Source organism: Microbulbifer sp. Q7 (assembly GCF_001639145.1).
In the GTDB taxonomy this organism is placed as follows: domain Bacteria; phylum Pseudomonadota; class Gammaproteobacteria; order Pseudomonadales; family Cellvibrionaceae; genus Microbulbifer.
Map to the genome: position 1 here is coordinate 114,326 of NZ_LROY01000002.1, position 26,064 is coordinate 140,389.

Here is a 26,064-nt window from a genome sequence, read left to right on the forward strand (position 1 = left end):
GACAAGCGTGCAAACCGGCACAGTGCAGCCTTCGGGTGATATGACTATTGAGTCGCTAAGAATCAGCGAGCTTTTTTACTCCCTGCAGGGAGAGGCGCGTGATTCCGGGCTGCCCACGGTGTTCGTCCGCCTCACTGGCTGCCCGCTGCGCTGTACCTACTGCGACTCCGAATACGCCTTTTACGGCGGCGAGCGCATGACGCTGGCGGAAATCTTGCAGAAGATCGAGAGCTACCCCGCTCGCCATGTGTGTGTGACCGGGGGTGAACCCCTGGCTCAACCCAACTGCCTACCGCTTTTAACGCTGCTGTGTGACGCGGGCTATCGGGTCTCCCTGGAGACCAGCGGCGCCATGCCGGTGGATGGGGTCGATGGGCGAGTGTCCCGTGTTGTGGACCTGAAAACACCGGCTTCCGGTGAGCAAGCGCGCAATCGCATGGAAAATATCCCGCTGCTTGGCCGCCATGATCAAATCAAGTTCGTAATCTGTGATCGAGGGGATTACGACTGGGCCCGATTTACCCTGGACCAGTACGGACTGGTCGATCGGGTCGGTGAGGTACTTTTCTCCCCCAGCTACGAGCAGCTGGCGCCCCGGCAGTTGGCCGAGTGGATACTGGAAGATGGGTTACCCGTACGCATGCAGATGCAATTGCACAAATTGCTGTGGGGTGATGTGCCCGGCGTGTGATGGTTCGGGTGGCAGCCACCGAGACTGACTATGGATTGTGTTATGAGTGACAAAAAAGCCGTCGTTTTGCTATCTGGGGGCCTGGATTCTGCCACCGTCCTCGCCATGGCGCGGGCCGAGGGCTACCAGTGTTTTGCATTGGGCTTCGATTATGGACAGCGGCACAGTGCGGAGTTGATGGCCGCGCAGCGCGTAGCGGCAGACCTGGAAGCGCTCGAGCACAAGGTAGTGAAGCTGGACTTACGGGTCATTGGCGGCTCCGCGCTCACCGACGACAGTATCGACGTACCGGAAGTAGAGACCTCTGGTATACCGGTCACTTATGTGCCGGCCCGCAATACTGTATTTCTGTCGATCGCCCTTGGCTGGGCCGAGGTGCTGGGCGCGCAGGATATTTTTGTGGGTGTGAATGCCGTTGACTACTCTGGTTACCCGGACTGCCGGCCCGAATACATTGATGCTTTCGAGAAAATGGCGAATCTGGCCACCCGCGCTGGTGTCGAAGGTCACAAGCTGCGCATTCGCGCGCCGCTGATGCGCATGAGCAAGTCGGATATCGTCAAACGCGGCACGGAGCTGGGGGTTGACTATAGCCTTACCGTGAGCTGCTATCAGGCGCAGGCCGACGGCGCGGCCTGTGGCCGTTGCGACAGCTGTCGCCTGCGCGCTGCGGGCTTTGCCGAGGCAGGGCTGGTCGATCCAACAGTGTATGTGTGAAGGGTATGTATGAAGGCTTTCCTGTCTCCGGGGAAGGCCCGGTGCGCCGGGATTGAGAGCCTCTAAGCCCTTATATTTTCAGGTAATTTTTTTTGTGATCGGGTCTTGTGTTTTCGGATTAGATCCGTAAGATACGCAGCTCCTCAGGTTGAGGGGTCAAGGGTCGTTAGCTCAGTTGGTAGAGCAGTTGGCTTTTAACCAATTGGTCGCTGGTTCGAATCCAGCACGACCCACCATCTTCCCTCCTGTTACTGGCTTTCCGAAGCGCTTCTTCGAGCCAGTAGCCATAAAAAATCCGCCGCAAGTCGGGTTATACAAGCAGTTAGCCAAGCATCCGCTCAGCGAGTTGATGTCCGGCAATCTTAAGGGTCGTTAGCTCAGTTGGTAGAGCAGTTGGCTTTTAACCAATTGGTCGCTGGTTCGAATCCAGCACGACCCACCATTTCCTCAAGATTCCCTTCAAGTTTCCCTGGCCGCGTGTTTGCAGCCTTTTCTCGGCGGCTCTACGTCTAGACGCTAGAATATTGGTGTCGTTTGATCATCTTCTGTGGTCAACAGCAGTGGGCGCTGGTCGCTTCTATGCGTAGCGCGGCGAAATTTTTCCGGATCGGTATAATGCGGTCTTTTCCCGGCAGTATCAGAGACTCATGACAGACAGCAGCGAAAAAATTGCCACCACTTCGGCACCCAATGCGATTGATGCGCGGGACTTTATTCAGGACCACCTGGCGCACCCGACGTTGCACCAATATAGCGAAGAGGAGTTGAACCTCTGGCGCGAGCGCATTAAACGCTTGTTGAAAGAGCAGAACGCCGTATTGGTCGCGCATTACTATACCGACCCGTTGATTCAGCAGCTGGCGGAAGAGACTGGTGGCTGTGTTTCTGACTCCCTGGAAATGGCGCGGTTTGGCGCGCAGCACCAGGCCGACACCCTGATCGTTGCCGGGGTGAAGTTTATGGGCGAAACGGCGAAAATCCTGACGCCCAACAAGCGCGTGTTGATGCCGACCCTGGAAGCGACCTGCTCCCTTGATCTGGGTTGCCCCATTGAAGAATTCTCCGCATTCTGCGATCAGCATCCCGATCGCACAGTGGTGGTCTATGCCAACACGTCCGCGGCGGTAAAGGCGCGTGCAGATTGGGTGGTGACATCGAGCATTGCGTTGGACGTGGTGGATTATCTGGATTCCCAGGGTGAAAAAATTCTGTGGGCACCGGACAAGCACCTCGGTGGCTACGTGCAGAAACAGACCGGTGCGGATGTGTTGTTGTGGGATGGTGCCTGCATCGTGCACGAAGAGTTTAAGGCCAAGGGGGTTGCCGACCTGAAGGCGCTTTATCCCGAGGCGCTCGTGCTGGTGCACCCGGAGTCGCCGGCGGCGGTGGTAGAGTTGGCAGATGTTGTGGGGTCTACCTCGCAGATCATCAACGCCGCGAAGACCCGCCCGAACAAGCAATTTATTGTGGCCACGGATCAGGGCATCTTTTACAAGATGCAACAGCAGTGCCCGGACAAGGAGCTGATTGTTGCTCCCACCGCTGGCTCCGGCGCTACCTGCCGCAGTTGTGCCAACTGCCCCTGGATGGCGATGAACTCTCTGGAGAATCTTTGCGGAGTTCTGGAACGAGGCGACAACGAAATCCTTGTCGACCCGGAGCTGGGCAAGCGGGCCATGATGCCCTTGCAGCGGATGCTGGACTTCCGCAAACCTCTGGACTGAACATAAAAAAAGAGCGGCAATTGCCGCTCTTTTTTTTGGGGCGGGCCAGGCCGCCCAGGTTCTCTGGAAAGAATTCTCTGGTAAGAGTTCTGTGGTCAGGCCTCTGTGGTCAGAGCTCTCTGGCCTTCTCCTGCATCTTGATCACATCCTTCATGCGCTGCTGCAGAATCGCGTGGATCTGGTAGTCGTTCTTGGCCAGGCGTACACCGTGGCGCAGATGCTGCAGTGCCTTGTCGAACACGCCATTCAGGATGTAATACTCCGCACGCGCTTCATGCACACCGACAATATCACCGGCCAGCCCGTGGGTCTCAGCCAGCAGGTACCAAACCGCGGGATCCGTGCGGCGCACACGGCTGTGTTTTTTCAGAATGCGTTCCGCCGCGAGATAGTTTCCGGCTTTAAAGTGCGCGTTTGCCAAACCCATGATCAGCGCATGGTTTTTCGGGTTTTTGTTTACGGCATTCTGCAGGCGGCGGGTGGCACTGTTGTAGTCCTGCCGCACCAAGTCTACATCGGCCCGGGCGAGGATAAAGGCATCCTTGTCGGGCTCCTTGTCCAGTAGTGGCTGCAGGGTCTCCAGTGCGGTGTCCGGTTTGCCCGCAGCGGTTTGCGCCAGTGCCAGGCCGTAGCGGGCGGCGTCCTCGTTGTCGTTAATGCCGCGCAGTTCCGCCTGGAAGCGCTTTACCGCCTGTTGTGGGGTGGCCTCGGCGTTGACGCGGATACGGGCGCGCATCAAGTGGTATTCGCGGCTGTCGCGCAGGGGGATCTTTTCCATGCGGTTCGCGCGCAGCTTGGCATCTGCTATGCGCTTTTCGGTCACCGGGTGCGTGAGCAGGAACTCCGGCGGGCGGCGATAATAGCGGGTTGCCTTGAGCATCTGTTCGAACATTTCGCCGGCCGCCTGAGGGCTCAAGCCCGCCTTGGCCAGGGTCTCGATACCGACCCGATCCGCCTCCTGTTCATTCTGGCGGGAGAAGCGCAGTTGGTTGTCCAATGCTGCCGCCTGGGTTGCCGTCATTGCCGCGAGCCCCGCATCGCCACCGGCGGTGGCGGCCAGCACCAGGGCGCCGAGCATGCCCGCGAGGGTGGGGATGGTACTGTTGCGCTGGGCTTCGAGGGAGCGGGCATAGTGGCGCTGGCTGAGGTGCGCCAGTTCGTGCGCAAGTACCGAGGCGAACTGGTCTTCATTCTCTGCGAACAGGAACAGGCCTGTGTGTACGCCGACCACGCCACCGGGCACGGCGAAGGCGTTCATGGTGTCGTTATTCACCACCACGACGTCGAGGGCCTTGTCTTCCAGGGGACTGTATTCGGCGAGGGCCTTGAGGGAGTTTTCCACATACTGCTGCAGCAGTGCGTCGCTGGAGGTGCGGACCTGGCTGCGGAACATGCGCAGCCACATTTCACCCAGTTCTTTCTCCCGCGCTCGCGACACGAGTCCGCTGCTGGTATCACCCAGCTGCGGTAGTTGGATATGGTGGCCATCCTGAGCGGTGGCGGCGATCGGCGTGGTGCCCAGTAGCAGGCCGGCGGTGAGGCCCGCCGCGCCCCGGCGGAGCCGCTGCCAGCAGCGCTTCCAGGAAGGGCTGAATGATGTAAGGATCTCGGTCATATTCTCTACTGCGCCTGCCGGGTTGCCTACCGCTAACACTATACGTAACCCTGTGAGAGTGTCGAGGTTTTGATCAGTTCAGCGGTAAAAGGTTCGATGTGGTGACCCATTGACCCGGTAGCGCCGTTATAATTCGCGGCATTTACGGTTCTTTACCGCTGAACTATGACTGACTCGTCCTTCAACGCCACACCGTCCCCGGAATTTGATTGGGAGTCTGCTTACAGGGTAGATGCCCGCGGGCTTCCCTGCCCGCAGCCTTTGCTGGCCATGCGGCGAGCCATGAAGCAGGTGGCGCCGGGGACACTTGTGCACCTGATCGCCACAGATCCCGCTTCCGAACGGGATATTCGCAGCTTTTGTACCCTCGCTGGTGTACCGTTACGGCGGGTCGAAATCCGCGGCAGCGAGTTTCACTATTGGCTGCAGCCAGCGGACGACGCGCGGTGACCACAGGCGTGCCTGTGGCGTTGAACTGCCAATAACCATTCAGAGTATTGAGAGAACAGGATTTATGCTTGCGATTATTAGGGGTTGGATAAATCGCTATTTCAGCCAGGAAGAGGTGGTACTGCTGGTGCTGCTGTTGCTGGCCGCGATTATCGTGCTGGCAACGCTGGGCCCGGTTCTGGCGCCCGTGCTGGCGGCCCTGGTGATTGCCTTCCTGATGCAGGGCATGGTGCAGCGGCTGCAGACCTGGAAGGCGCCGCACTGGCTGGCGGTCAGCATTGCCTGCCTGGTTCTGGTGGGCACCATTGTTGGCTTGCTGTTCGTGGTGATGCCGATCATCTCCCGCCAGACTGTGCGCTTGTTCTCCGAACTGCCGAACATGATGGACCGTGGCCAGGAGCTGCTGCTGTTGCTGCCGGAGCAGTACCCGCGCCTGGTGACGGCACAGCAGATTGATGAAATTGTGGATACCCTGGGCAGTGAACTGGGAAGCTTGGGGCAGACGGTGCTGACATTTTCCCTGGCCAATCTACCGGTGCTGGCGGGAGTGCTGATTTACCTGGTGGTGGTTCCGATCCTGGTATTTTTCTTTCTCAAGGATTCCGGCAAGTTGTTGGGCTGGTGCGCATCCTTCCTGCCGAACAAGCGGCCCATGCTGCGCCAGATCTGGTATGAAATGAATGATCAGGTCGCCAACTATGTGCGTGGCAAGGTCATCGAGATCGCTATCGTGGCGGTCACCAGTTACGCCGCCTTCCTGCTGCTTGGGGTTAATTATGCGTTGCTGCTGGCGGTGGCGGTTGGCCTGTCGGTACTGATTCCATACATTGGCGCGGCGGTGGTGACGATCCCGGTGGCGGCCATTGGCCTGTTTCAGTGGGGCTGGAGCAGCGAGTTCTTCTGGCTGATGTTTGCTTACGGCATGATTCAGCTGCTCGACGGCAACGTACTGGTGCCTATTCTTTTTTCAGAAGCGGTGAATCTGCACCCGGTGGCCATCATTCTGGCGGTGCTGGTGTTCGGCGGGATCTGGGGGTTCTGGGGGGTGTTTTTTGCGATCCCGCTGGCAACCCTGGCCAAGGCGATCCTGAATGCCTGGCCCACCTCGGAACATCAGGCTGCCTGGCAGGCCCGTGAGGTGGAGGATCTGCCGCAGGAAACCGCGGAATAACCCTGTCTCGCTTACCGGGGATTTGCTAGAGTTCGCCGCCTGTTTCCGGCCCCCGGTTAACCAACTAGGACAATCCATGAGCCATGCCGATACCGTACTGGCAGTCAATAACGACCTGCCAATTCGCACTGACAAGCCCGTCCACAGCGGTAAAGTCCGTTCCGTCTACTGGTTGACCGAAGCGGACAGTCGTCGCCTGATCCAGGAAAAAGGCTACCCGGTGGCACTTGATGCGCCATTGGCGGTGATGGTGATCTCCGACCGGATTTCCGCGTTTGATTGTATCTGGCATGGGGAAGGCGGCCTGCGCGGTGTGCCGGGAAAAGGTGCGGCGCTTAACGCCATCGCCAATCACTGGTTCAAACGATTCAAGGAACAGGGGCTGGCGGATAGCCACATCCTGGATATCCCCCATCCGGCGGTGTGGATTGTGCAGAAGGCGCGCCCGGTCATGATCGAGGCGATTGCCAGACAGTACATTACCGGTTCCATGTGGCGAGCCTACAGCAAGGGCGAGCGCGAATTTTGCGGTATCCAACTCCCGGATGGACTGAGCAAAGACCAGAAACTTCCCGAGCTGCTGATCACCCCGTCTACCAAGGGTATTCTCAAGGGCGTTCCCGGCGTCCCCGAAGCCGACGATGTGAACATCACCCGCCAGAATATCGAAGGCAATTTTGCCGCGTTCAACTTCCGCTGTGCAGAAGACATTGACCGCTACGAGCAGTTGCTGAAAGAAGGCTTCGATGTGATTTCTGCGGAACTGGCCCAGCTGGATCAGGTATTTGTCGACACCAAATTTGAATTTGGCTACGTAACGGATGCGCAGGGCAAGCAAAAACTGATTTACATGGACGAAGTGGGTACGCCTGACTCATCGCGTATTTGGGATGGTGAGCGTTACCGCAACGGCGAAATTGTGGAAAACTCCAAGGAGGGCTTCCGCCAGGCGCTGCTGAACCATTTTCCAGACCCGGATATCCTGCTAAACAAGGACCGTATGGATGAGCGCGAGGCCCTGGCCCGCGACAACGCGCTGCCGGAGGCCATGCTGATGCAGGTGTCGGCCACCTACGTGGGTATCGCGGAAAAGATTATTGGCGAGAAGCTGACCCTGTCGGACAACCCCAAGGCGGAAATTGTCCAGGTACTGCGGGATGACTATGGTCTGATCGACTGAACCCATCGACGGCAAGTGCCGCAGGAATACAAAAAACCCGGCTAGATTGCCGGGTTTTTTGTGCGCCTTGCGTGTGTCTTTGCCGAGAGATCAGGCCGCTTGCAGCGCCTTGCGCACGCTGGCCAGTTTCACACACAGCACAAACACCGACATCGCGGTATCCAGCTCCTCCAGTGGCGGGAAGCTGGGGGCGATACGGATGTTGGTGTTTTCCGGATCTTTACCGTAGGGGAAGGTGGCGCCGGCAGGGGTGAGCTTTACCCCCGCTTCCGCGGACAGGCGAATTACTTCAGAGGCAACCCCCGGGCGTGTGTTGAACGACACAAAGTAACCGCCCTTCGGTGTCTCCCACTCGCCCAGGTCAGAGTCGGCAAAGTTCTTGTCCAGGTGATCCAGCACACAGGCAAACTTCGGGCGCAGGATTTCCGCGTGCTTGTGCATGTGTTCTTTCAGCTGGCTCAGTTCCGGGAACAGCCGGGCGTGGCGCAACTGGTTCACCTTGTCCGGGCCGATGGTCATCGCCGACATTTGCTGTTTCAGCGACGCCAGGTTATCGGGGCTGGCACTGACGAAAGCCACACCAGAACCGGCATGCGTCACCTTGGAGGTGGAGGCAAACTGCAATACGGAATCCGCCGTTTCATTGCCAAGGGTGGCCTCACGAATATTCGGCAGGGCTACCTGGTGATCCAGATCGTGAATCGCATAGGCGTTGTCCCAGAAAATACGAAAACCCGGGTTGGCAAACTTGCCCAGCTGCGCGAGGCGATCCACGGTATCTGCATCGTAGGTGACGCCGGTGGGGTTGGAGAATTTCGGCACACACCAGAGGCCGATGATCTGATCGTCTTCGCGGATTTTTTGCTCGAGCACATCCATGTCCGGGCCGGTGGCGGTCATGGGCACCGTGTCCATGGCAATCCCCAGTTGTTCGCAAATGGCGAAATGGCGGTCGTAGCCCGGCACCGGGCACAGGAACTTGGGCGCACGCATCTCCTTCCAGGGCTGATTGCCGGCAAAGCCGAACAGGTAGCCGGTGAGCACCGCGTGATACATCAGCGTCAGAGAGCTGTTGCCGCCGGCGAGCACTTCCTCAAACGGCACCTGCAAAATGTCGGCGCCCAGCTCACGTGCCGCGGCGATACCTTCCAGACCGCCATAGTTGCGGGTGTCAGTACCATCCGGCGCGCGGTAGTCGCCATTGAGAATCCCGTCGAGACCGTCAGCAAGGCTCAGCTGATCTGCGGCCGGTTTACCTCGGGTAATATCCAGGCTCAGGTTATGCTGGCAAATGCGCTGGTACTGCTGCTCCAGCTCTGCTTCCCACTGTTGCAGTTGTTCGCGTTGGGCGGTCTCGATACGCACGGAAATCCTCTCCTGTTGAAGGGTAATGGGCGGTTTTACTTGCGGGGCAGGAGCTTATCAGTCGCGGGCGGATTACGTCATGCTTTCTGGCATTTTTTTGCGGTAATTCCCGGCGAAAGCGGGGGTTTTCGGCAGAAAATTTGTTTCGTCTGAAACGGTCTGATGGAGCTTGCCCGCTAGTGTTCCTGGGCGGCGAGGATGCGAAAGTCAGAGGCGTATTGCAGTAGGCTCGATTTGAGGTGCGCGCGCTGTTCGGGTGTGGTGCTTGCCAGTATATCGGCAGTCAGGGTGCGTGCCTGCTGGCGCAGTTGATCCTGCATTTGCTGATAGTCTGGCGACCACAGAGACTGGGGGTCTACCAGCAGGTCCCGCAATTTCTTTTCATAGCCCGGTGGCTTGTTGCTTAGGGTGTTGATGAACGTTTTGCTCCATAGCTGGCGCTGGGCATCACGCCGCTTCGGGTCGAAGGTAGTGCTAGCTACCTGGTGGTCGATCATCGCATCCTGCTCCGGAGTGAGGTCGCCTAGCCACCGCTCCGCCTGCTTGCGCATTTCTTTTTCCCGTTTGCGTTTGGACTTCTCCCATTTCTCCAGTGACTTCTCGCGCTCTTCCCGCACATTTTCTGCCAGTCGGTCAATTTGCTGGTCGTCCAGCTGAATCACAATGGGGAGTATCAGATCGCTGAGCATGGTGGCGGAGGCGTGCCAAAAGGTATCGACCTGTTGTTCTATTTCAGCGAGCTTTTTCGCGCTGACGTCTGGCGCGTCCACATCGGCGGCCAGTGATTCCAGGTAACTTGCGTAGCGGGGGAGCTGGGTCTGGCGGTGCCAGCGGTGGAACTCGTCGACACGCTGGGAGAGGAGGTCTTCCTCGGCGCCCTCCAGGTCCAGATATTTATTCAGGTTGCGGTCCATCCACCAGTCCAGGTGACCGTATACCAGGCGCACACTGGAACATCCGGAGCCGAATATAAACAGCAGCAGGATAAACGCGCCAAGCAGCCGGGGAAGCGGTGCAGCAGAGAGCGAAAACGGGTTCGAGGCATTCATGGCGTTAAATATAGATCCTGCCAGATGCCCCCGCGACCCGCTTGCGGTCAATTGATCCAGACTTCCACACGACTGTTTTTTATCGGACTCTGTTCGCTGTCTCCGGTGAGCGGCGCAAAGGCACCCACGGACATGATCCGGCTGTCGCCCATCTGGTGCTCCCGCAGTAGTGCACCCTGTACTTTCAGCGCGCGGAAGCGGGAAATCAGGTCGGAAATATTGCGGTTCGCTTTGTAGTCAGAGAAGCCCACCAGTGTCAGCGACAGGTCGTGATTTTCCTCTTGTGCCATAAAGTCCTGCAACCGGTGCAGGTCCCGCAGGGCCCGGTTATCCAGCTCGGTACTGCCGTCGGCAAAGCGGAACGAAATGCTCAAGCGCGATCCGGTTTCCATTAGCTCGCGGTAGTTGTCCGGTGCATTGGCATAGGCTGGTACCTGCAAAGCCACCGGTGTCAGGTTGATAAACCCGACATCGGCCACGATCTGCTGACCGGCGTGGGATTCGACAAAGTGGATAAAGGCATCCACATGCGCGTTGTAGCGCCCTGGGTTGCGATACAGGTATAGGCGGCGGGTGAGCGGGAAATCCTCGGTGGCGATGATGCCGCGGTCGGGCACAATGGCCGCCAGCTCACCGGCCTTGACCGCCACTTTCCGAAGGCCCTCGGCGTCCGCGTAGGGCAGGTAGCCAATGGCGGCCGGATCCCGTTGCACCAGTGCGCGGGTCTCGTGGTTGCCGGAAACTTCATACGCAAACGCCTCTGTAGGTCGGCTGGCGTCGAACACTTCGCTGTCAAAGGTGGCGCGGGTGCCGGATTCGATATCTCGGTGCAGTGGCCGAATCGGTAGGTCTGGGCCACCCAGTTGTGCCCAGTTGCGAATGTCACCACGATAAATTCGCGCCAGCTGGTCCAGGCTCAGCTGGGATACCGGGTTGTGCGCGTGCACCGCCACGACCAGTGCATCAAGCCCGATCACGTGCTCCGCCTGGGGGCCGGTAAAGTCGCCAAAGCGCTTGAGCATGGCGATTTCCGCTGGCTTGATCCGCCGTGATGCCATACCGATGTCGGCACTGTTTTCGTTGAGGGCTTTAAAACCCGTGCTGGAACCCAGCGCAATGATAGGGACGACCACCGGCTTGCCCTGAAGCGTGGCGGTGATCCAGTGCTGTTCGCCCTCGCTGCGTTGAGCGATTTTTGTTGCGCCAATTGAGCGCAGGTAGCTTTTTACCTGCGCCGGGGCGAGATCGGCACCGATGGTGTTGGAGCCGGTAAGGCGGAAGAGCGTGGTGTCGCCTGGCTCAGACGCCATGCCGCTGGAACCCAGCAGGTAAAGTGCTGCGGCCACCAACGTGCGTGATACATACTTAAAGGCTCGGCAGCGTCCCATCCCTATCTCCTGTTGCTTCTGATTCCTTGGGTTGCCTGGTGCAGGCAGTGCGTCGGGCTGTGCCCGGGCACTTCTTTATCAGACTGAGATGTCTGGTTGCCCTGCGCTGGGCGCGCGCTTTATCGCAGAAAAATGTGACAGATTTGTTTCAGTCGCGCCTGAGCTGGCTGGCGGCATGCCGGAGGCCGCGCCAGTCGGGCGTTGTCCGTGTCTATTGCTGATTTGCCAGGGGCGCTCAAAGCCCCCTCAGCGGCGGCTGATTCGGCTCTATTGCCTTCAGGTAGGGCAGAGAGGGGGCCTATAATTCGGTGCTTGAGGGATTTTTTTTGAAAAAGGGCATGACAACGCTGTCATTTGTCTTGTAGTATTTCTTCCATATTGGCACAGACGTCAATCAAGGCGTCGCGCCGGATCCTCTGGGGAGCAAGTGATTGCAGTGGGGAATCCGGTGAAGACAGATAACAATAGAATTCTTAGGGGCCGCTTCAGATGGTTGCTTTGAGAGACAGTAGGGACATTCTTTACGTTGGCGTCGATGGCGGTGGCAGTAAGTGCCGCGCGTCCATTTTTGATGCCGACAATCGTCTACTGGGTACCGGTGTGTCCGGACCTGCGAACCCCCTTCACGGCTACGCACAGACCATTGACTCCATAGTCCGCTCGGCCGCACTGGCCGTGGCCGATGCCGGCATGCCCGCGGAAACGCTCGGGGAGCTGGTGGCGGGTGTTGGTCTGGCGGGCGTCAACATGCCCCGCCTGTTCAACGAGATGAATGCCTGGGCACACCCCTTCAAGCAGATGTTCCTCACCACCGACCAGCACTCCGCTTGCCTCGGCGCCCACCGTGGCGGCGACGGCGCAGTCATTATTGCCGGCACCGGTTCCGTCGGTTATTCCTGGGTCAACGGCCACAGCGAGATCGTCGGAGGCCACGGATTCCCGCACGGCGATAAAGGCAGCGGTGCCTGGCTGGGGATGGAAGCGGTGAAGTATCTGCTCATGGCCATGGAAGGGCTGGCGGCGACGTCCATGCTGCAGCGTGAATTGCAAAAGGCGCTGGGTACCGATGACCCCTACGATGTGATCGAAATGATGGCGGGCAAGCCTTCCAGTCAGTACGCCAAGCTGGCGGTGCCGGTGGTGGAGTGCGCAGAGGCCGACTGCCCGGTTGCTGTTTCCATCATGCGCGGTGGTGCGGCCTACATCAGTGATCTCGCGGAAAAATTAATGGAAAGCAAGCCGCCGCGGCTGGCCATGATCGGCGGTCTGGCGCCCCGTCTGAAGCCCTGGCTGAAGCCGCGGGTTGCCGAGCGGGTGTCCGACCCGCTGGATCCGCCGGAACTGGGCTGTGTCTACTTCGCGCAGCACTCACTGGCTGCGCTGGGCGAGGGTGAAACCCGGCCCGCGGAGAAGGGCGATGCAAAAGCGCTCTTTGGATAAGGGCGCGAACGAGTTAGAACACACAGGTTGCCAGGCTGCAGTTTGTTAACTGCCCAGTCCGGTGACCGTAGCCATACGCATTTTACGGACAGATTTTATGAGCGCAGTGACTTCTGCTGAAGCCAGCAAGGCGGAAACCTCTATGACAATGACAGTAATGGAAACCGAGGCTCGTGAGGCCCCGAGCCGGATTGCCGAACAGCTGAAAAACAATGCGCCGATCATGGACGCGCTCGGCGAGCGCCTGCGCAACAAGCCGCCGCGATTTGTCATGATCGTTGGGCGTGGCTCCTCGGATCACGCCGGCGTATTTGCCAAGTACCTGATTGAAATCGAAACCGGCACGCCCACCTTTGCTGCGGCGCCGTCTGTCTCCAGTGTCTATGGCAAAAAGCTGAAGCTGGAAGACGCACTGGTCATCGTTATTTCCCAGTCCGGGCGCAGCCCGGACATTCTGGCGCAGGCGCAGATGGCGAAGGATGCCGGCGCCTATACCGTGGCGCTGGTGAATGATGAGACTGCACCGATCAAAGACATTGTGGATCAGGTGGTGCCGCTGAAAGCCGGCCCTGAACTGGCGGTCGCCGCAACCAAGAGCTACCTGTGTACCCTGTCTGCGGTTCTGCAGCTGGTAGCCAACTGGACCCAGGACGACGACCTGATGGCCAGCGTGGAACAATTGCCGCAAACCCTGACTGACGCCATTGAATCCGACGTGCAGCTGCGCCCGGAAGACCTTGCCGCGGTGAAAAACCTGGTGGTCCTGGGGCGTGGTCCCGGTTACGGCATTACCCGTGAGCTGGCACTCAAGCTGAAAGAAGTGTGCAGCGTGCACGCGGAGTCCTTCTCCAGCGCCGAGTTTCTGCACGGCCCGGTCACTCTGGTGGAGCAGAAGCTCACGGTGGTGAATGTGCCCATCGAAGATGAGTCTTATCAGGCGCACAGTGAGCAGATCGCCGATATCATTCGCCGCGGCGGTACCCTGATCAACCTGCACGTGCCGAGCAAAGGTGTACACCCGCGCGTTGCGCCACTGGCGCTGCTACAGCGCTTTTACCTCGACGTGGCACATGTTGCCGTCAGTCGCGGTATTAATCCGGACGAGCCGGCGGGCCTGAAGAAAGTTACCCAGACCGTGTGAAGGCGCAGTGTGATGCTGCAGGTAGTTTGACGAACGGGTGATGGAGCGCAGGAGCGGGCAAGTGGTACAGACATTTATCGCAGACAAGTTATTCGACGGCGAGCAGCTGCATACCAATGCGGCGGTGTCTGTTGAGGGCGGTAAAGTGATTGCCCTCGGCGGCGAGCCGGCGGCCGGTGCGGTGCGCCTGAAAGGCATGCTGGCGCCCGGACTGATTGATGTCCAGGTTAATGGTGGCGGCGGTGCGCTGTTTAACAACGACACCACCGTCAACGCGCTTGGCAAAATGTCAGCGGCCCATGCCCGCTACGGTACCACCGGATTTATGCCCACCCTGATCACCGATCAGGTGGACGTGATGCAAAGGGCGGCGGATGCCGTCAGTGCTGCACTCAAGGAGGGTGTGCCCGGGGTTCTAGGTGTGCACTTTGAAGGGCCGCACCTGAGCACGCCCAAAAAAGGCACCCACGAAGAAAAATTTATTCGCCCGCTTAGCGAAGAAGAGCTGGCGATTTATGGTCGCGACGACCTGGGCCTGAAAATGGTCACTCTGGCACCGGAAAATGTCTCGCCAGGGGATATTCGGAAGCTGGTCGATCTTGGGGTAAGGGTTTGCCTCGGGCACTCCAATGCCGATGGCAAGACGGCCGCCGCGGCGGTTGCGGCGGGGGCCACCGGGTTCACGCATCTGTATAACGCCATGTCGCCGTTGCATTCGCGCGACCCGGGCATGGTGGGGACGGCACTGATCAGCGATGGCTGCTGGTGTGGCCTGATCGCCGACGGCCACCATGTCAGTGCCGAAGCCATGACCCTGGCCCTGAAGGCCAAGCCGCGTGGCAAGATCATGCTGGTGACTGACGCCATGTCACTGGTGGGGAGCGAAGAAAAAAGTTTTCCGCTGTTTGACCGCATCGTGACGCGCGATGGCGACAAGCTGACATCCACCACCGGTGAGCTGGCTGGTTCACACCTCGACATGATCGGCGCAGTGCGCAATATCCGCGAGTGGTGCGGTGTGGAATTGACCGAAGCCCTGCGTATGGCCGGGCTTTACCCAGCGCAGTATCTGGGTTGCGAGGGCGGCCGTATTGCCGCGGGCGCCAGCGCGGATCTGATTTTACTGAGCGACGATCTACAGGTGCAGCGAACCTGGATCGGCGGGCAGGAAGTGTTCTCTGCGGGCTGATGCCCACGTATTCAACAACAACTGATGACGATGTTTAACGACGCTCAATAACGATAATTAAAGGTGAATTTATGACTACCGCAGCGATTACTCCAAGCGAAACGCGCAGCAGCGTTTTGCCGATGGCCATCATCGGTTTGCTGTTCTTTATCTTTGGTTTTGTGACCTGGTTAAACGGGGCGTTGATCCCCTTCCTGCAGACCATCTGTGAACTCAGTGCCTTCCAGGCCATGCTCGTAGCGTCGGCGTTCTATATTGCCTATACCGTGATGGCGCTGCCGATGGCAGCCATTATCGAGCGCACCGGCTACAAAACCGGTATGGCGCTGGGGCTGGCGCTGGTTGCCGTCGGGGCCCTGATTTTTATTCCCGCCGCTTACAGTCGTATGTTCGGCATTTTCCTGTTGGCCCAGTTTGTGGTGGGTTCGGGTCTGACCATTCTGCAGACCGCTTCCAACCCCTACGTGGTGCGCGTCGGCTCTCCGGAAACCGCAGCGGTGCGGATCTGTGTCATGGGGCTGCTGAACAAGGGTGCCGGCATTGTGGCGCCGCTGGTATTCGCCGCACTGGTGATGTCTGGCATCAGCGGTGTCAGCGATGCCGAGCTGGCCGTGCTGTCTTCCACCGCCAAAGACGCCAAGCTGGACGAGCTGGCGGGGCAGCTGGTTTCTCCGTACATCGGTATGGCGATTCTCGGATTTGTACTGGCCGTCGCCATGATGTTCGCACCACTGCCGGATATTGAAGATGAAGTGGTGGAAGGTCAGGAAGAGATGGCGGTAAACCTGCCCGCGCTGCTGAAGTTTCCGCAGCTGATTCTGGGTTCCATCGCGCTGTTCTTCTACGTGGGCGTGGAGGTAATCGCCGGTGACGCTATTGGCTTGCTGGGCAAGCAGGCCGGGCTGGATACGGCGGTCGCGTCCGTGCTGACGTCCTACACGATGGTGTTCATGGTGCTGGGTTATATCTGGGGCACCATCGCTATTCCGCGCTTTATCAGCCAGCAGACTGCGCTGTTGATCTCTGCGGTCATGGGAATTGTGTTCACGTTCGCGGTAATGGCCGGCTCTATGGAAAGCACCGTAATGTCCTCCGCGACCCTGGCGCTGTTCGGCCTGCCCGAGATTCCCAATGCGGTCTACTTCGTTGCACTGTTGGGCTTCGCCAATGCCATGTGCTGGCCCGCAATCTGGCCGCTGGCGCTGGAAGGTTTGGGCAAGTTCACCTCCAAAGGTGCTGCGCTTCTGATCATGGGTATCTCCGGTGGTGCGGTCCTGCCGCCGCTGTACGGCCACTTTGCCGATACCGGCGACGGTCAGCTGGCCTACGTGATCTCGATTCCGGCTTACCTGTTTATTCTGTTTTACGCGCTGAAAGGCCACAAGATGCGTAGCTGGAAGTAAGTTGCCAGTACGTGCTACGGAATTCCAGGCGCATCGTAATTCGTCAGTTTTGAAAGTGTATTGGATGTTGTTTTGAAAAGGATTTTTTTTCTATCAACTTCTTTACGAAGTTTCTCTCTTTGGTTCTCGTCATCTTTGCCCTCCTTGTGAGGGCTTTTTTTTGCCAACAAAAAGCCCTCGATAGACAGAGGGCTTGTGGGTGTTCGCTGCGGGATGAACACTCCGGTGGGCGCTATACGCCAGCATAATGCAGGGGGAGAGAGACCAGGGAGGGGATAAGCGGCGACGAGGCCGCACATCGGTTTATCGTACGGGCGAGTCGCCGGTAGAGTCGCGCACCAGTAATTCGGGCACGAATTTTTTGATGATCCCCGCATCTTTGTTGGCGGCGGCGCTTTCCGCCGCGCTCTTGCTGCGCGCCTTGTTCAATACCAGAGCCGCGGCACACTTGGCGATTTCATTATTTGGCTGGTGCGCGGTGGTCAGTTTGGGCCAGGTCTGGCGGGAGAAGGGGCTGTCCTCGAAGCCGACGATGGAAAGCTGCTCGGGAATTTCGATGTGCATCAGTCGCGCAGCAAACAGCGCACCCGCCGCCATCTCGTCGTTACTGGCAAAAATAGCGGTGGGTGGGTTGTCCCGCTCCAGCAGTTGCTTCGCACCGGATACACCGGAGTCGAACGAGTACTCGCCGGCAACAATAAGCTCTGGCTCGATGGTGATTCCCGCCTGCTGCAGCGCTTCCTTGTAGCCATCCAGTCGCCCGTGGGTGGAAATGTGTTCCTCACCACCACACAGAAAACCGATGCGCTTGTGGCCGTGCTCAATCAGGTGTTTGGTGATGTCGAAGGCGGCCGCGGTATCGTCGACCTGAATGCAGTTTTCTTCGTCGCCCTCGGCGGCGCCACTGGAAACAATGCGCACATAGTCGAGGCCGAGCTTTTTCACTTCATCGATGACGGCCTGGGTTTCGGAGAAGGGCGGTGTGAGCACCACGCCGGCTACCTTGGAATGCTCCACCAGTGCTCGCAACTCGTCGTTTACGGTGTCGGACTTCGAGTTGCTGGGGTGAATGAGCAGCTCGTAACCCCGGGCCTTGCAGGCTTCAAGGATGCCGTTCTGCATATCGATCACATAGTAGGCATTGGGGTTGTCGTAGATCAGGGCAATGGTATAGCTGCGCGTACCGGCCAGGTTGCGCGCCGCCAGATTGGGCTGATAGTGAAGTTCCTCCACCGCATCCATCACTTTCTTGCGGGTGGCGGGCCGGACCGATGGCTCGTTATTGATGACCCGGGAAACGGTCTTGATCGACACGCCGGCGAGTGCCGCGACGTCGTTGATGGTGCTCTTCATGGTCGGCAATGTTCCTTATCCATACCCAGCCGCGCAGTTTACCTGTTTGCGGGCTGCGCGACGACGGCTTAGTAGTCATTTATTCCCAGTGCGGGGATGCCTGTGTAAAAAAACGGATTTTCCCGGCAAATCCCCTCAATCTTAGTGCTTTTTTGCGGCTGTTACCGTGTTCGACGGAATCGCGGGCGAGTGATAGAAGATTTGTGAAACAAAACTACAAACGCGATTGACAGGGTGTGAGGGCTATGTGACTCTTTGGGCTTCATGACAGCGTTGTCATTTTCTGTGGCGGCATGCCAAAACCGGCAGGCCAAAGCGCTGTCTGTACGACCAACAAGAATAACCGGTGCCCGCCACTAACCGGCGGGGGCCACTTTCAGGGGGCTCACCATGCATAACGCATCTTCTTATTCCGCCATTTCCCAGTCTGAGACCTGGCGTGCGCTGCAGGCGCAGGCGAAGCAGCTCAAGCAGCGCCGTCTTTCCGACCTGTTCGCCGATGATCCTCTGCGGGCCAGGGACTTTTCCCTGGAACTGCCCCAGTTTTTGCTGGATTACTCGAAAAACCCGATCGACCGTCCGGTTTTTGTAAATTTATTACGCTTAGCGCGGGAAGCCGGGCTGGAGCAGTGGCGGGACGATTTTTTCGCCGGCAAACCCATAAATGTCACCGAGGGGCGGCCGGTTCTGCATCCCGCGCTGCGCGGAGGTTTGAGCGCAGATGTTGAAGTTGACGGGGTATCCGTCACCGGGGCGGTTGAGGCTGAGCTGCAGCGCTTGAAAGAGCTTGTAGTTTTACTACATAATGGCGACCTGACGGGCTGCAGCGGTAAAAGGATCACCAATGTGGTCAATCTTGGCGTCGGTGGCTCCCATCTCGGACCACAGACCGTCATCGAAGCGCTGCGTGCCCATCGGAAGGGTGATGTCGCAGTGCACTTTGTCTCCAATGTGGATGGAGCCCAGCTCACGGACGTGCTGGCCGGCCTGGATGCCGAATCGACCCTGTTTATCGTTTCGTCGAAGACCTTCACGACCGGCGAAACAATGACCAACGCACGCAGTGCCCTCAGCTGGCTGCAGCGTGCGATGCCGGAGAGGCCGGCAGAAACGCTGCTGCAGCAACACTTTATTGGTGTGACTGCGAGCCCGGGCAAGGCGCAGCAGTTTGGCATCCCGCCTGAGCGGATCTATCGCTTCTGGGATTGGGTTGGCGGCCGCTACTCGCTGTGGTCGGCGATTGGGCTGCCCATCGCCATTGCCTGCGGCTTTGAGCATTTCCGCGCGCTGCTGGATGGCGCTGCAGAAATGGATCGCCACTTCCGGGAAGCGCCACTTGAGCACAATGCGCCGGTCATTCTGGCATTGCTGAGTGTCTGGCACTGCACGTTCATGGGCTATCCCGCGCATGCGGTTTTGCCTTACAACCAGGCGCTGCACATGTTGCCTGCTTATCTGCAGCAGGCAGATATGGAGAGCAACGGCAAGTCGACCAATCGCGCTGGTGGGGAGGTGGATTACGCCACCGGCCCACTGATCTGGGGGCAGACCGGGATCAACGGGCAGCATGCGTTCTATCAGTATCTGCACCAGAGCCCGGAAGTGGTGCCGGCGGACTTTATCGGCACCGTGGCCCCCGGGCATGAGCTGAACGGGCATCACGAGGTGCTGCTGGCCAACATGTTCGCCCAGAGCCAGGCTCTGATGAACGGCGTGGATGCAGAGTCAGTGTCGCGAGAGCTGGCAGCCAGGGGGCTGTCGCAAGAAGAAATAAAAAGGCTTACTCCTTTCAAAGTGCATAGGGGTGGAAAGCCCAGTAACACAATACTCTTGAAAGAGTTGGACCCCCGATCGCTGGGAGCGTTGATAGCACTCTACGAGCATAAAATTTTTGTTCAGGGTGTGATTCTACAAATTTATTCCTTTGATCAGTGGGGCGTGGAACTTGGTAAAGGTCTGGCCAGCAAGCTGGAGCCAAAATTGGCTGCCGGTGACCTGTCCGGCGAAGACGGTTCAACGGCCCAGCTGATCGAATACTACCGCCGGGTAAACGGCGCGGTTACGTCCACGGAGCTGCCTGAGGTTGGGGTGGCTGAGCCTGCTGGAGAACAGGCTTAACATCAGCGTGCGACGGACTGATAAAAAAACGAAGAGTTAAACAAATGGCAAACAAAACAGTGGTAAACAGTCGCATTCAGGCGGTTACCGACCGGATCATCCGCCGTAGCGAAGACACCCGGGCCAGCTACCTGGCACAGGTGGAACATGCCCAGGGCAAGGGGCGCGCGCGCCACAAATTGTCCTGTGGGAATCTCGCGCACGCCATGGCGGCGTCCAGTGATCATGACAAGAACCTGATCGCCTCCGGACAGGGCCCCAACCTGGCCATCATTAATGCCTACAACGATATGTTGTCGGCCCACCAGCCCTACGGCACCTACCCGGAAATGCTCAAGGCGGAAGCGCTCCGCAACGGCGCCACCGCACAGGTGGCCGGTGGCGTGCCGGCCATGTGTGACGGCGTCACCCAGGGGCAGCCGGGGATGGAGTTGTCCCTGTTTTCACGCGACGTGATTGCCATGGCGACGGCCATCTCCCTGTCCCACGATATGTTCGATGGCGGCATGTACCTGGGTATTTGCGACAAGATCGTGCCCGGTCTGGTGATCGGCGCGCTCTCGTTCGGTCACCTGCCTGCTGTATTTATTCCCGCCGGCCCGATGCCCACCGGTTTGGCGAACGCGGAAAAAGTGCGCATTCGTCAGCTGTACGCGGAAGGTAAGGTCGGCCGTAAAGAGTTGCTGGAGGCGGAGAGCGCTTCTTACCACAGCCCGGGCACCTGCACCTTTTACGGCACCGCCAACAGCAACCAGATGCTGGTGGAAATCATGGGCCTGCAACTGCCGGGCAGCTCTTTTGTCAATCCCGGCACCGAGCTGCGGGACGCGATGAACAAAGAGGCGGTCAAGCAACTGGTGCAGATCACCGAGCCCAGCAATTACACGCCCATTGCCAAAATTCTCTCCGAAAAAGCGTTCGTCAACGGCATCATCGGCCTGCACGCAACCGGTGGTTCCACCAACCACACCATGCACCTGATCGCCATGGCGCGAGCCGCCGGTATCCAGATTACCTGGCAGGACATGGCGGAACTCTCCGAAGTGGTGCCGCTGCTGTGCCACGTGTACCCGAACGGCACCGCGGACATCAACCACTTCGCCGCCGCTGGCGGTATGCAATACCTGATTCGCGAACTGCTGAATGCGGGCCTGCTGCACAACGATGTGGCCACCGTACTCGGCGATTCCGGCATGGAGCCTTACACCTACGATCCGTTCCTGAATGATGGCAAGGACGGCTTGGTGTGGCGGCCAACCGCGGAAGAGTCCGGCAACCCGGACATCATCCGCCCCGCGGCAGATCCTTTCTCCAGCCATGGTGGCCTGCAGTTGTTGAAGGGCAACCTGGGCAACAGCGTGATCAAGGTGTCCGCGCTGAAAACCCCGCAGCTGAAAGTCAAAGCGCCGGCGGTGGTGTTCAACAGCCAGGACGACATGCTGGATGCGTTCAAGGCGGGTGAGCTGGAAAAAGATTTTGTGGCCGTAGTGCGATTCCAGGGGCCGCAGGCCAATGGTATGCCGGAGCTACACAAATTGACGCCGTCCCTCGGCGTATTGCAGGACCGCGGTTTTAAAGTGGCGCTGGTTACCGACGGCCGTATGTCTGGCGCCTCCGGTAAAGTGCCGGCGGCCATCCATCTTTCTCCGGAAGCACTGGAAGGTGGCGTAATCGCAAAAATCCAGGATGGAGATATTGTAGAGCTGGACGCGGAAGCCGGTGTTCTCAAAGTACATGTGAGTGATGAAGAGCTGGCGGCACGCGCGCCAGCGGAGTGCGATCTGTCCGCCAATGCCACAGGCATGGGGCGCGACCTGTTTACCAATATGCGCAAGCTCGCCAGCGGCGCAGAAACTGGTGGCAGCATTCTTTTTTAACTGAATTCAGCAGCGCTCGCTGATAGGTGGGCGCGGCAATGGCTTGAGAGCAAAAACAATGGCTAACGCATTCGACATGGTACTTTTTGGCGGTGGCGGCGATCTGTCACTGCGCAAACTGATCCCGGCCCTGTACCGGGCGTATATTGAAGGTGGCTTGAATCCGGATTCCCGTATCTTGCCGGTGTGTCGTCGCCAGGAAGACGCGGACGTCTACCTGAAAACCGCACAACAGGCATTGAAGACCCATCTGCGTGATGGCGAGTACAGTGATAAAAACTGGAAAGGCTTTAGCGCACAGCTGCGCGCGGTAGCGCTGGATATTTCCAAGCCGGATGAGCAATGGGATAGCCTGGTGGATATCCTCGGCAAGGATACCGAGCGCACGCGCCTGTTTTACCTCGCCATCCCTCCGGCGGTATTCGGCCCCTGTTGTGAAAACCTGTCGGTAAAAGGTCTGATCCACGAGAACTCACGGGTAGTGGTAGAGAAGCCCCTGGGCTATAACGCGAAAACTTCCGACGAAATCAACAGCAAAATTGCCGAGTTCTTCCCGGAAGAAAGCATTTTCCGCATCGACCACTACCTGGGTAAGGAAACCGTTCAGAACCTGCTGGCACTGCGTTTCAGCAATGTTTTGTTTGAACACCTGTGGGATGCGAAAACCATCGACCACATCCAGATCAGTATTTCCGAAACCGTGGGCCTCGAGGGGCGCGCGGGCTTTTACGATGACACCGGTGCAATGCGCGATATGGTGCAGAACCACCTGCTGCAGTTGCTGTGCCTGATTGCGATGGAGTCACCCAACAGTATGTCCGCGCGCAATATCCGCTCGGAAAAAATCAAAGTGCTTGAAGCACTGCGCCCGCTGACCGAACAGGAAGTAGACCGGAATATTGTGCGTGGGCAATACGTAGCCGGTGGCCTGGGGACTGAACTGGTTCCGGGCTACCTGGAAGAGCTCAAGGCGCCTAACAGTACCACTGAGACGTTTGTGGCCATTCGCGCGCACATTGATAACTGGCGCTGGACTGGTGTGCCTTTCTACCTGCGTACCGGCAAGCGTATGGAAAAGCGCTGCGCGGAAATCGTTATCCAGTACAAAAATGTATCCCACAGTGTGTATCAGCCTGAAGCGGGCAAAGTGTTGCCCAATCGCTTGGTCATCCGCCTGCAGCCGGAAGAGAGCATCAAGCTGGTATTGATGGCCAAGAAAATGGACAGCCTCACTATGGAGCTGCAGCCGGTGGAGTTGAACCTCACCCTGTCGGATACCTACGACAGCTTCAAGAGTGATGCTTACAAGCGCCTGATGCTGGATGCTGCGGCGAATAATTCTGCACTGTTTATTCATCGTGAAGAGGTTGCTGCGGCCTGGGCCTGGGTTGATCCGATCATCGATCACTGGCGCGACACCGCCAATCAGCCGCAGCTATATCGCGCTGGTACCTGGGGGCCGCAGGCATCCAATCAGCTATTAGCTGAAAACGGCCACCACTGGTTCAACCCCTGAGTGGTTGCGTAAACCATTAACAAGGTCTGATTGACATGGTTGAAGAGAAATTTTTTGCCGATCGAGAGCGACTCACTCTGGCGCTGGCCAATGAGTGCGCCGCAGCGTTGCACGCGGGAATCAAGGCCAATGGCCAGGCCACGTTCCTGGTCAGCGGTGGGAGCTCTCCCGAGCCGGTATACCGTGAGCTCTCCCGTCGCCCACTGCCGTGGAACAACGTCAACGTGGCGCTGGTGGATGAGCGCTGGGTGGAGAAAGGTGAGCCCGGCAGTAACCAGACATTTATCAGCAACAGCCTGTTGCAAAACGAAGCGGCGAAAGCGCCTTGCCTGGGAATGAAAAACGCTGCCCAGACACCGGCAGAGGGCGAGGCCGACTGCGAGCGCGCCTATCAAGAGCTGCCGAGGCCTTTCGATGTGTGCGTTCTGGGAATGGGGAACGATGGACACACGGCGTCTTTCTTCCCGTTCGCTGATGGATTGGCCGAAGCGCTGGATGTGAAATCCACCAAGCTGTGCAAGGCCATTACCGCGAAACAGAGTGCGGTAACTGGCGCGCACACTGAGCGAATGACCCTGACGCTTGCCGCGATTTTGCAGGCAAAGGAAATCAAGCTGCTGATCACTGGGGAAGAAAAACTGAAAGTTTATCGCCAGGCCCTGTTGGGCGATGACGAGCAGGAAATGCCAGTGCGCAGCATCCTCAAGCAGGGGCTAAAGCCTGTGACTGTGTACTGGGCCCCCTGAAGAAATAAGCAAAAATTAAAGTTTTAGGAAGTGAAGATGCAACAGACTCTGGTACCCGTGTTGGAACAAGCTGGCGTAGTGCCGGTAATCGTAGTTGATAAGGTGAGCGACGCACTGCCACTGGCGCAGGCGCTGGTCGAAGGCGGCCTGAACGTGCTGGAAGTGACCTTGCGCACTGAGGCGGCACTGGCCGCCGTAGAGGAAATCGCCAAGCACTTACCGGATGCCCACGTGGGGACTGGCACTGTTCTGAACGGTGATGATATCCGTCGCTCTGTAAATGCTGGTGCCACCTTTATGGTCAGCCCTGGCGCAACCGAAGCGTTGCTGGATGCGGCCGAAGACACCGGTGTTCCGCTGCTGCCCGGTGCAGCAAATCCATCCGAAGTCATGCGTTTGCTGGAGCGCGGGTATCACTACCAGAAGTTTTTCCCCGCTGAAGCGGCCGGTGGCATCCCTATGCTGAAATCCATTGGTGGCCCTCTGGGTAAAGTGAAGTTCTGCCCAACGGGTGGTGTGAGCCCGCAGAATGCCAAGGATTACCTCAACCTGTCCAACGTCGTTTGTGTGGGTGGGTCCTGGATGGCAGCACCGAAGCTGGTGGCGGAAAAGAACTGGGCGGAGATTACTCGCCTGGCAAAAGAGGCCTCCTTGCTGAAAGGCTAAGGCCGCGCCTGGACTCGTTGCCGAATAGAACTGCGTGCCGGGGGGGGGTATACCCGGTGCCCCGATACAAAATCATAAATTTTCAAAACACAGAGGGTGTAGCGATATGAAACTCAGAATTGCTATCAATGGCTATGGCCGAATCGGCCGCAATGTAACGCGTGCGATCTATGAATCCGGATACAACGATCGCATCCAGCTGGTTGCCATCAATGATTTGGCTCCGGTGGAAGCCAACGCACACCTCACCCGGTTCGACACCGTGCACGGGCGCTTTACCACAGAGGTTGCCGTCGAAGGCGAAAACCTGGTGATTGGTGGTGACATGGTCAAGGTGTGCCAGGAGCGCAATCCTGCTGCGCTGCCCTGGGGCGAGTTGGAAGTAGATCTGGTGCTCGAATGCACCGGTCTGTTTACCGGTAAGGAAGCGGCTTCCCAGCACATGCAGGCTGGTGCCAAAGCGGTGCTGATTTCTGCTCCTTCTGGCGATGCCGACCTCACCGTGGTCTACGGTGTGAATGACGACAAACTGACCGCAGAGCACAAAGTTGTGTCCAATGCGTCCTGTACCACCAACTGTCTGGCTCCGGTGGCCAAAGTGCTGAACGAAGCCATTGGCATCGAGCGCGGCTTCATGACCACGGTACACGCGTATACCAACGACCAGAATACCCAGGATGCGGTGCACAAGGATATTTACCGTGCACGCGCTGCCGCGGACAACATGATCCCGACCAAGACCGGCGCCGCCGCCGCTGTGGGCCTGGTGCTGCCAGAGCTGAAAGGCAAGCTGGATGGAATGGCGGTGCGAGTACCCGTCAACAATGTCTCCCTGGTGGACTGCCAGTTTATCGCCAGCCGCGAAACCACTGTGGACGAGATCAATGCGATCATGAGCGACGCCGCGGGCACCATCAAGGGCGGTGTTCTGTCGTTCTGCGAGCAGCCGCTGGTATCTGTGGATTTCAACCACACTTCTGCTTCCAGCCACTTTGACGCCAATCACACCCGTGTAAACGGCAACCTTGTGAAAGTCATGGCCTGGTACGACAACGAGTGGGGATTCTCTCACCGTATGCTCGACACCAGCCTGGCAATGGCCAAAGCGCTGGGCCTGTAAACTGGCTCAATGCCTGTGGCTGCGGTAGCAGTCAGATAGCGGAAAAGCTATCGCGCCGGGGTGGGTGCAATACCCGCCCCGGTTTTGTTTTCTGCAGTCAGCGTTGGCTGCCATAAGAACAAAGTCCGTCTCACTCCCAATCGAT

At 58.3% G+C, this 26,064-nt stretch carries 21 protein-coding genes and 2 tRNA genes; 18 read left to right on the forward strand and 5 right to left on the reverse strand.

Annotated features, from left to right (window positions below):
• Positions 1-40: 40 nt before the first annotated feature.
• From queE to nadA, 5 genes are all read left to right on the forward strand, one after another.
• Entirely contained in the window at positions 41-691 is a 651-nt protein-coding gene (gene queE, locus AU182_RS06215; protein ID WP_153039146.1) for a 7-carboxy-7-deazaguanine synthase QueE, read from the forward strand.
• 42 nt (positions 692-733) lie between these two features.
• Positions 734-1,408 (forward strand): 7-cyano-7-deazaguanine synthase QueC, encoded by a 675-nt coding sequence (gene queC, locus AU182_RS06220; RefSeq protein ID WP_066962517.1) that lies wholly within the window; start codon positions 734-736, stop codon positions 1,406-1,408.
• A 160-nt stretch (positions 1,409-1,568) separates the two neighbouring features.
• Positions 1,569-1,644: transfer RNA gene (locus AU182_RS06225), tRNA-Lys, on the forward strand.
• 130 nt (positions 1,645-1,774) lie between these two features.
• A tRNA-Lys gene (locus AU182_RS06230) sits at positions 1,775-1,850 on the forward strand.
• A gap of 205 nt (positions 1,851-2,055) precedes the next feature.
• Positions 2,056-3,132: a quinolinate synthase NadA gene (gene nadA, locus AU182_RS06235; protein WP_066962519.1), complete on the forward strand. Its 1,077-nt coding sequence runs from the start codon at positions 2,056-2,058 to the stop codon at positions 3,130-3,132.
• Positions 3,133-3,241: 109 nt separating this feature from the next.
• Here the strand turns inward: nadA and AU182_RS06240 are convergent, their stop codons facing one another.
• Complete coding sequence (locus AU182_RS06240; protein WP_066962522.1) at positions 3,242-4,747, reverse strand: M48 family metalloprotease; 1,506 nt, start codon at positions 4,745-4,747, stop codon at positions 3,242-3,244.
• 165 nt (positions 4,748-4,912) lie between these two features.
• Here AU182_RS06240 and AU182_RS06245 point away from each other — a divergent pair, with 165 nt between their 5' ends.
• The 3 genes from AU182_RS06245 (at position 4,913) to AU182_RS06255 (ending at position 7,548) form a co-directional block, all read left to right on the forward strand.
• The gene (locus tag AU182_RS06245; protein WP_066962525.1) at positions 4,913-5,197 is read left to right on the forward strand and encodes a sulfurtransferase TusA family protein; all 285 of its coding nucleotides are present in this window, start codon (positions 4,913-4,915) and stop codon (positions 5,195-5,197) included.
• Positions 5,198-5,261: 64 nt separating this feature from the next.
• On the forward strand, positions 5,262-6,368 hold the full coding sequence (locus tag AU182_RS06250; RefSeq protein WP_066962528.1) for an AI-2E family transporter: 1,107 nt from the start codon (positions 5,262-5,264) through the stop codon (positions 6,366-6,368).
• Positions 6,369-6,444: 76 nt separating this feature from the next.
• On the forward strand, positions 6,445-7,548 hold the full coding sequence (locus AU182_RS06255; RefSeq protein ID WP_066962531.1) for a phosphoribosylaminoimidazolesuccinocarboxamide synthase: 1,104 nt from the start codon (positions 6,445-6,447) through the stop codon (positions 7,546-7,548).
• A gap of 90 nt (positions 7,549-7,638) precedes the next feature.
• On the opposite strand, the gene AU182_RS06260 is transcribed toward AU182_RS06255, so the two are convergent.
• The 3 genes from AU182_RS06260 to AU182_RS06270 form a co-directional block, all read right to left on the reverse strand.
• Positions 7,639-8,913: an aminotransferase class I/II-fold pyridoxal phosphate-dependent enzyme gene (locus AU182_RS06260; RefSeq protein ID WP_066962534.1), complete on the reverse strand. Its 1,275-nt coding sequence runs from the start codon at positions 8,911-8,913 to the stop codon at positions 7,639-7,641.
• 176 nt (positions 8,914-9,089) lie between these two features.
• Complete coding sequence (locus AU182_RS06265) at positions 9,090-9,962, reverse strand: DUF6279 family lipoprotein (protein ID WP_066962537.1); 873 nt, start codon at positions 9,960-9,962, stop codon at positions 9,090-9,092.
• A gap of 47 nt (positions 9,963-10,009) precedes the next feature.
• Positions 10,010-11,350 carry a PstS family phosphate ABC transporter substrate-binding protein gene (locus AU182_RS06270; RefSeq protein ID WP_066962540.1) on the reverse strand — a complete coding sequence of 447 codons (1,341 nt, stop codon included), beginning with the start codon at positions 11,348-11,350 and terminating at the stop codon, positions 10,010-10,012.
• Between the two features lie 489 nt (positions 11,351-11,839).
• Between AU182_RS06270 and nagK the strand changes: the two genes are divergently transcribed.
• The 4 genes from nagK to AU182_RS06290 all read left to right on the forward strand — a co-directional run bounded on the left by nagK (position 11,840) and on the right by AU182_RS06290 (position 16,523).
• A complete protein-coding gene (gene nagK, locus AU182_RS06275) occupies positions 11,840-12,790 on the forward strand; it encodes an N-acetylglucosamine kinase (RefSeq protein WP_066962542.1) in 951 nt (316 codons plus the stop codon).
• Positions 12,791-12,932: 142 nt separating this feature from the next.
• A complete protein-coding gene (gene nagB-II / locus AU182_RS06280; protein ID WP_066967594.1) occupies positions 12,933-13,931 on the forward strand; it encodes a glucosamine-6-phosphate deaminase NagB-II in 999 nt (332 codons plus the stop codon).
• Positions 13,932-13,992: 61 nt separating this feature from the next.
• Positions 13,993-15,120, forward strand: a complete 1,128-nt coding sequence (gene nagA, locus AU182_RS06285) for an N-acetylglucosamine-6-phosphate deacetylase (RefSeq protein ID WP_153039147.1) — start codon at positions 13,993-13,995, stop codon at positions 15,118-15,120.
• A 71-nt stretch (positions 15,121-15,191) separates the two neighbouring features.
• The gene (locus AU182_RS06290) at positions 15,192-16,523 is read left to right on the forward strand and encodes a sugar MFS transporter (protein ID WP_066962547.1); all 1,332 of its coding nucleotides are present in this window, start codon (positions 15,192-15,194) and stop codon (positions 16,521-16,523) included.
• A 303-nt stretch (positions 16,524-16,826) separates the two neighbouring features.
• On the opposite strand, the gene AU182_RS06295 is transcribed toward AU182_RS06290, so the two are convergent.
• Complete coding sequence (locus AU182_RS06295) at positions 16,827-17,876, reverse strand: LacI family DNA-binding transcriptional regulator (protein ID WP_066962550.1); 1,050 nt, start codon at positions 17,874-17,876, stop codon at positions 16,827-16,829.
• 390 nt (positions 17,877-18,266) lie between these two features.
• On the opposite strand from AU182_RS06295, the gene pgi reads away from it, so the two are divergent.
• The 6 genes from pgi (at position 18,267) to gap (ending at position 25,919) form a co-directional block, all read left to right on the forward strand.
• Positions 18,267-19,994 carry a glucose-6-phosphate isomerase gene (gene pgi, locus AU182_RS06300; RefSeq protein WP_066962553.1) on the forward strand — a complete coding sequence of 576 codons (1,728 nt, stop codon included), beginning with the start codon at positions 18,267-18,269 and terminating at the stop codon, positions 19,992-19,994.
• Between the two features lie 44 nt (positions 19,995-20,038).
• On the forward strand, positions 20,039-21,871 hold the full coding sequence (gene edd, locus AU182_RS06305) for a phosphogluconate dehydratase (protein ID WP_066962556.1): 1,833 nt from the start codon (positions 20,039-20,041) through the stop codon (positions 21,869-21,871).
• Between the two features lie 58 nt (positions 21,872-21,929).
• Positions 21,930-23,387, forward strand: coding sequence for a glucose-6-phosphate dehydrogenase (zwf, locus tag AU182_RS06310; protein ID WP_066962559.1), 1,458 nt, complete (start codon positions 21,930-21,932; stop codon positions 23,385-23,387).
• A gap of 35 nt (positions 23,388-23,422) precedes the next feature.
• Positions 23,423-24,133, forward strand: coding sequence for a 6-phosphogluconolactonase (gene pgl / locus AU182_RS06315; RefSeq protein ID WP_066962561.1), 711 nt, complete (start codon positions 23,423-23,425; stop codon positions 24,131-24,133).
• A gap of 36 nt (positions 24,134-24,169) precedes the next feature.
• Positions 24,170-24,799 (forward strand): bifunctional 4-hydroxy-2-oxoglutarate aldolase/2-dehydro-3-deoxy-phosphogluconate aldolase, encoded by a 630-nt coding sequence (eda, locus tag AU182_RS06320; RefSeq protein WP_066962564.1) that lies wholly within the window; start codon positions 24,170-24,172, stop codon positions 24,797-24,799.
• Between the two features lie 106 nt (positions 24,800-24,905).
• A complete protein-coding gene (gap, locus tag AU182_RS06325) occupies positions 24,906-25,919 on the forward strand; it encodes a type I glyceraldehyde-3-phosphate dehydrogenase (protein WP_066962567.1) in 1,014 nt (337 codons plus the stop codon).
• The last annotated feature ends 145 nt before the right edge of the window (positions 25,920-26,064 follow it).

Excerpts from the sequence above, each read along its gene's own strand:
- edd (WP_066962556.1), top strand. The coding sequence starts at position 20,039 with ATGGCAAACAAAACAGTGGTAAACAGTCGCATTCAGGCGGTTACCGAC.
- pgi (WP_066962553.1), top strand. The coding sequence starts at position 18,267 with ATGCATAACGCATCTTCTTATTCCGCCATTTCCCAGTCTGAGACCTGG.
- nagK (WP_066962542.1), top strand. The coding sequence starts at position 11,840 with ATGGTTGCTTTGAGAGACAGTAGGGACATTCTTTACGTTGGCGTCGAT.
- AU182_RS06265 (WP_066962537.1), bottom strand. The coding sequence starts at position 9,962 with ATGAATGCCTCGAACCCGTTTTCGCTCTCTGCTGCACCGCTTCCCCGG.
- AU182_RS06255 (WP_066962531.1), top strand. The coding sequence starts at position 6,445 with ATGAGCCATGCCGATACCGTACTGGCAGTCAATAACGACCTGCCAATT.
- AU182_RS06270 (WP_066962540.1), bottom strand. The coding sequence starts at position 11,350 with ATGGGACGCTGCCGAGCCTTTAAGTATGTATCACGCACGTTGGTGGCC.
- nadA (WP_066962519.1), top strand. The coding sequence starts at position 2,056 with ATGACAGACAGCAGCGAAAAAATTGCCACCACTTCGGCACCCAATGCG.
- queE (WP_153039146.1), top strand. The coding sequence starts at position 41 with ATGACTATTGAGTCGCTAAGAATCAGCGAGCTTTTTTACTCCCTGCAG.
- gap (WP_066962567.1), top strand. The coding sequence starts at position 24,906 with ATGAAACTCAGAATTGCTATCAATGGCTATGGCCGAATCGGCCGCAAT.
- nagB-II (WP_066967594.1), top strand. The coding sequence starts at position 12,933 with ATGACAATGACAGTAATGGAAACCGAGGCTCGTGAGGCCCCGAGCCGG.
- zwf (WP_066962559.1), top strand. The coding sequence starts at position 21,930 with ATGGCTAACGCATTCGACATGGTACTTTTTGGCGGTGGCGGCGATCTG.
- AU182_RS06290 (WP_066962547.1), top strand. The coding sequence starts at position 15,192 with ATGACTACCGCAGCGATTACTCCAAGCGAAACGCGCAGCAGCGTTTTG.
- queC (WP_066962517.1), top strand. The coding sequence starts at position 734 with ATGAGTGACAAAAAAGCCGTCGTTTTGCTATCTGGGGGCCTGGATTCT.
- pgl (WP_066962561.1), top strand. The coding sequence starts at position 23,423 with ATGGTTGAAGAGAAATTTTTTGCCGATCGAGAGCGACTCACTCTGGCG.
- AU182_RS06250 (WP_066962528.1), top strand. The coding sequence starts at position 5,262 with ATGCTTGCGATTATTAGGGGTTGGATAAATCGCTATTTCAGCCAGGAA.
- AU182_RS06240 (WP_066962522.1), bottom strand. The coding sequence starts at position 4,747 with ATGACCGAGATCCTTACATCATTCAGCCCTTCCTGGAAGCGCTGCTGG.
- AU182_RS06245 (WP_066962525.1), top strand. The coding sequence starts at position 4,913 with ATGACTGACTCGTCCTTCAACGCCACACCGTCCCCGGAATTTGATTGG.
- AU182_RS06295 (WP_066962550.1), bottom strand. The coding sequence starts at position 17,876 with ATGAAGAGCACCATCAACGACGTCGCGGCACTCGCCGGCGTGTCGATC.
- eda (WP_066962564.1), top strand. The coding sequence starts at position 24,170 with ATGCAACAGACTCTGGTACCCGTGTTGGAACAAGCTGGCGTAGTGCCG.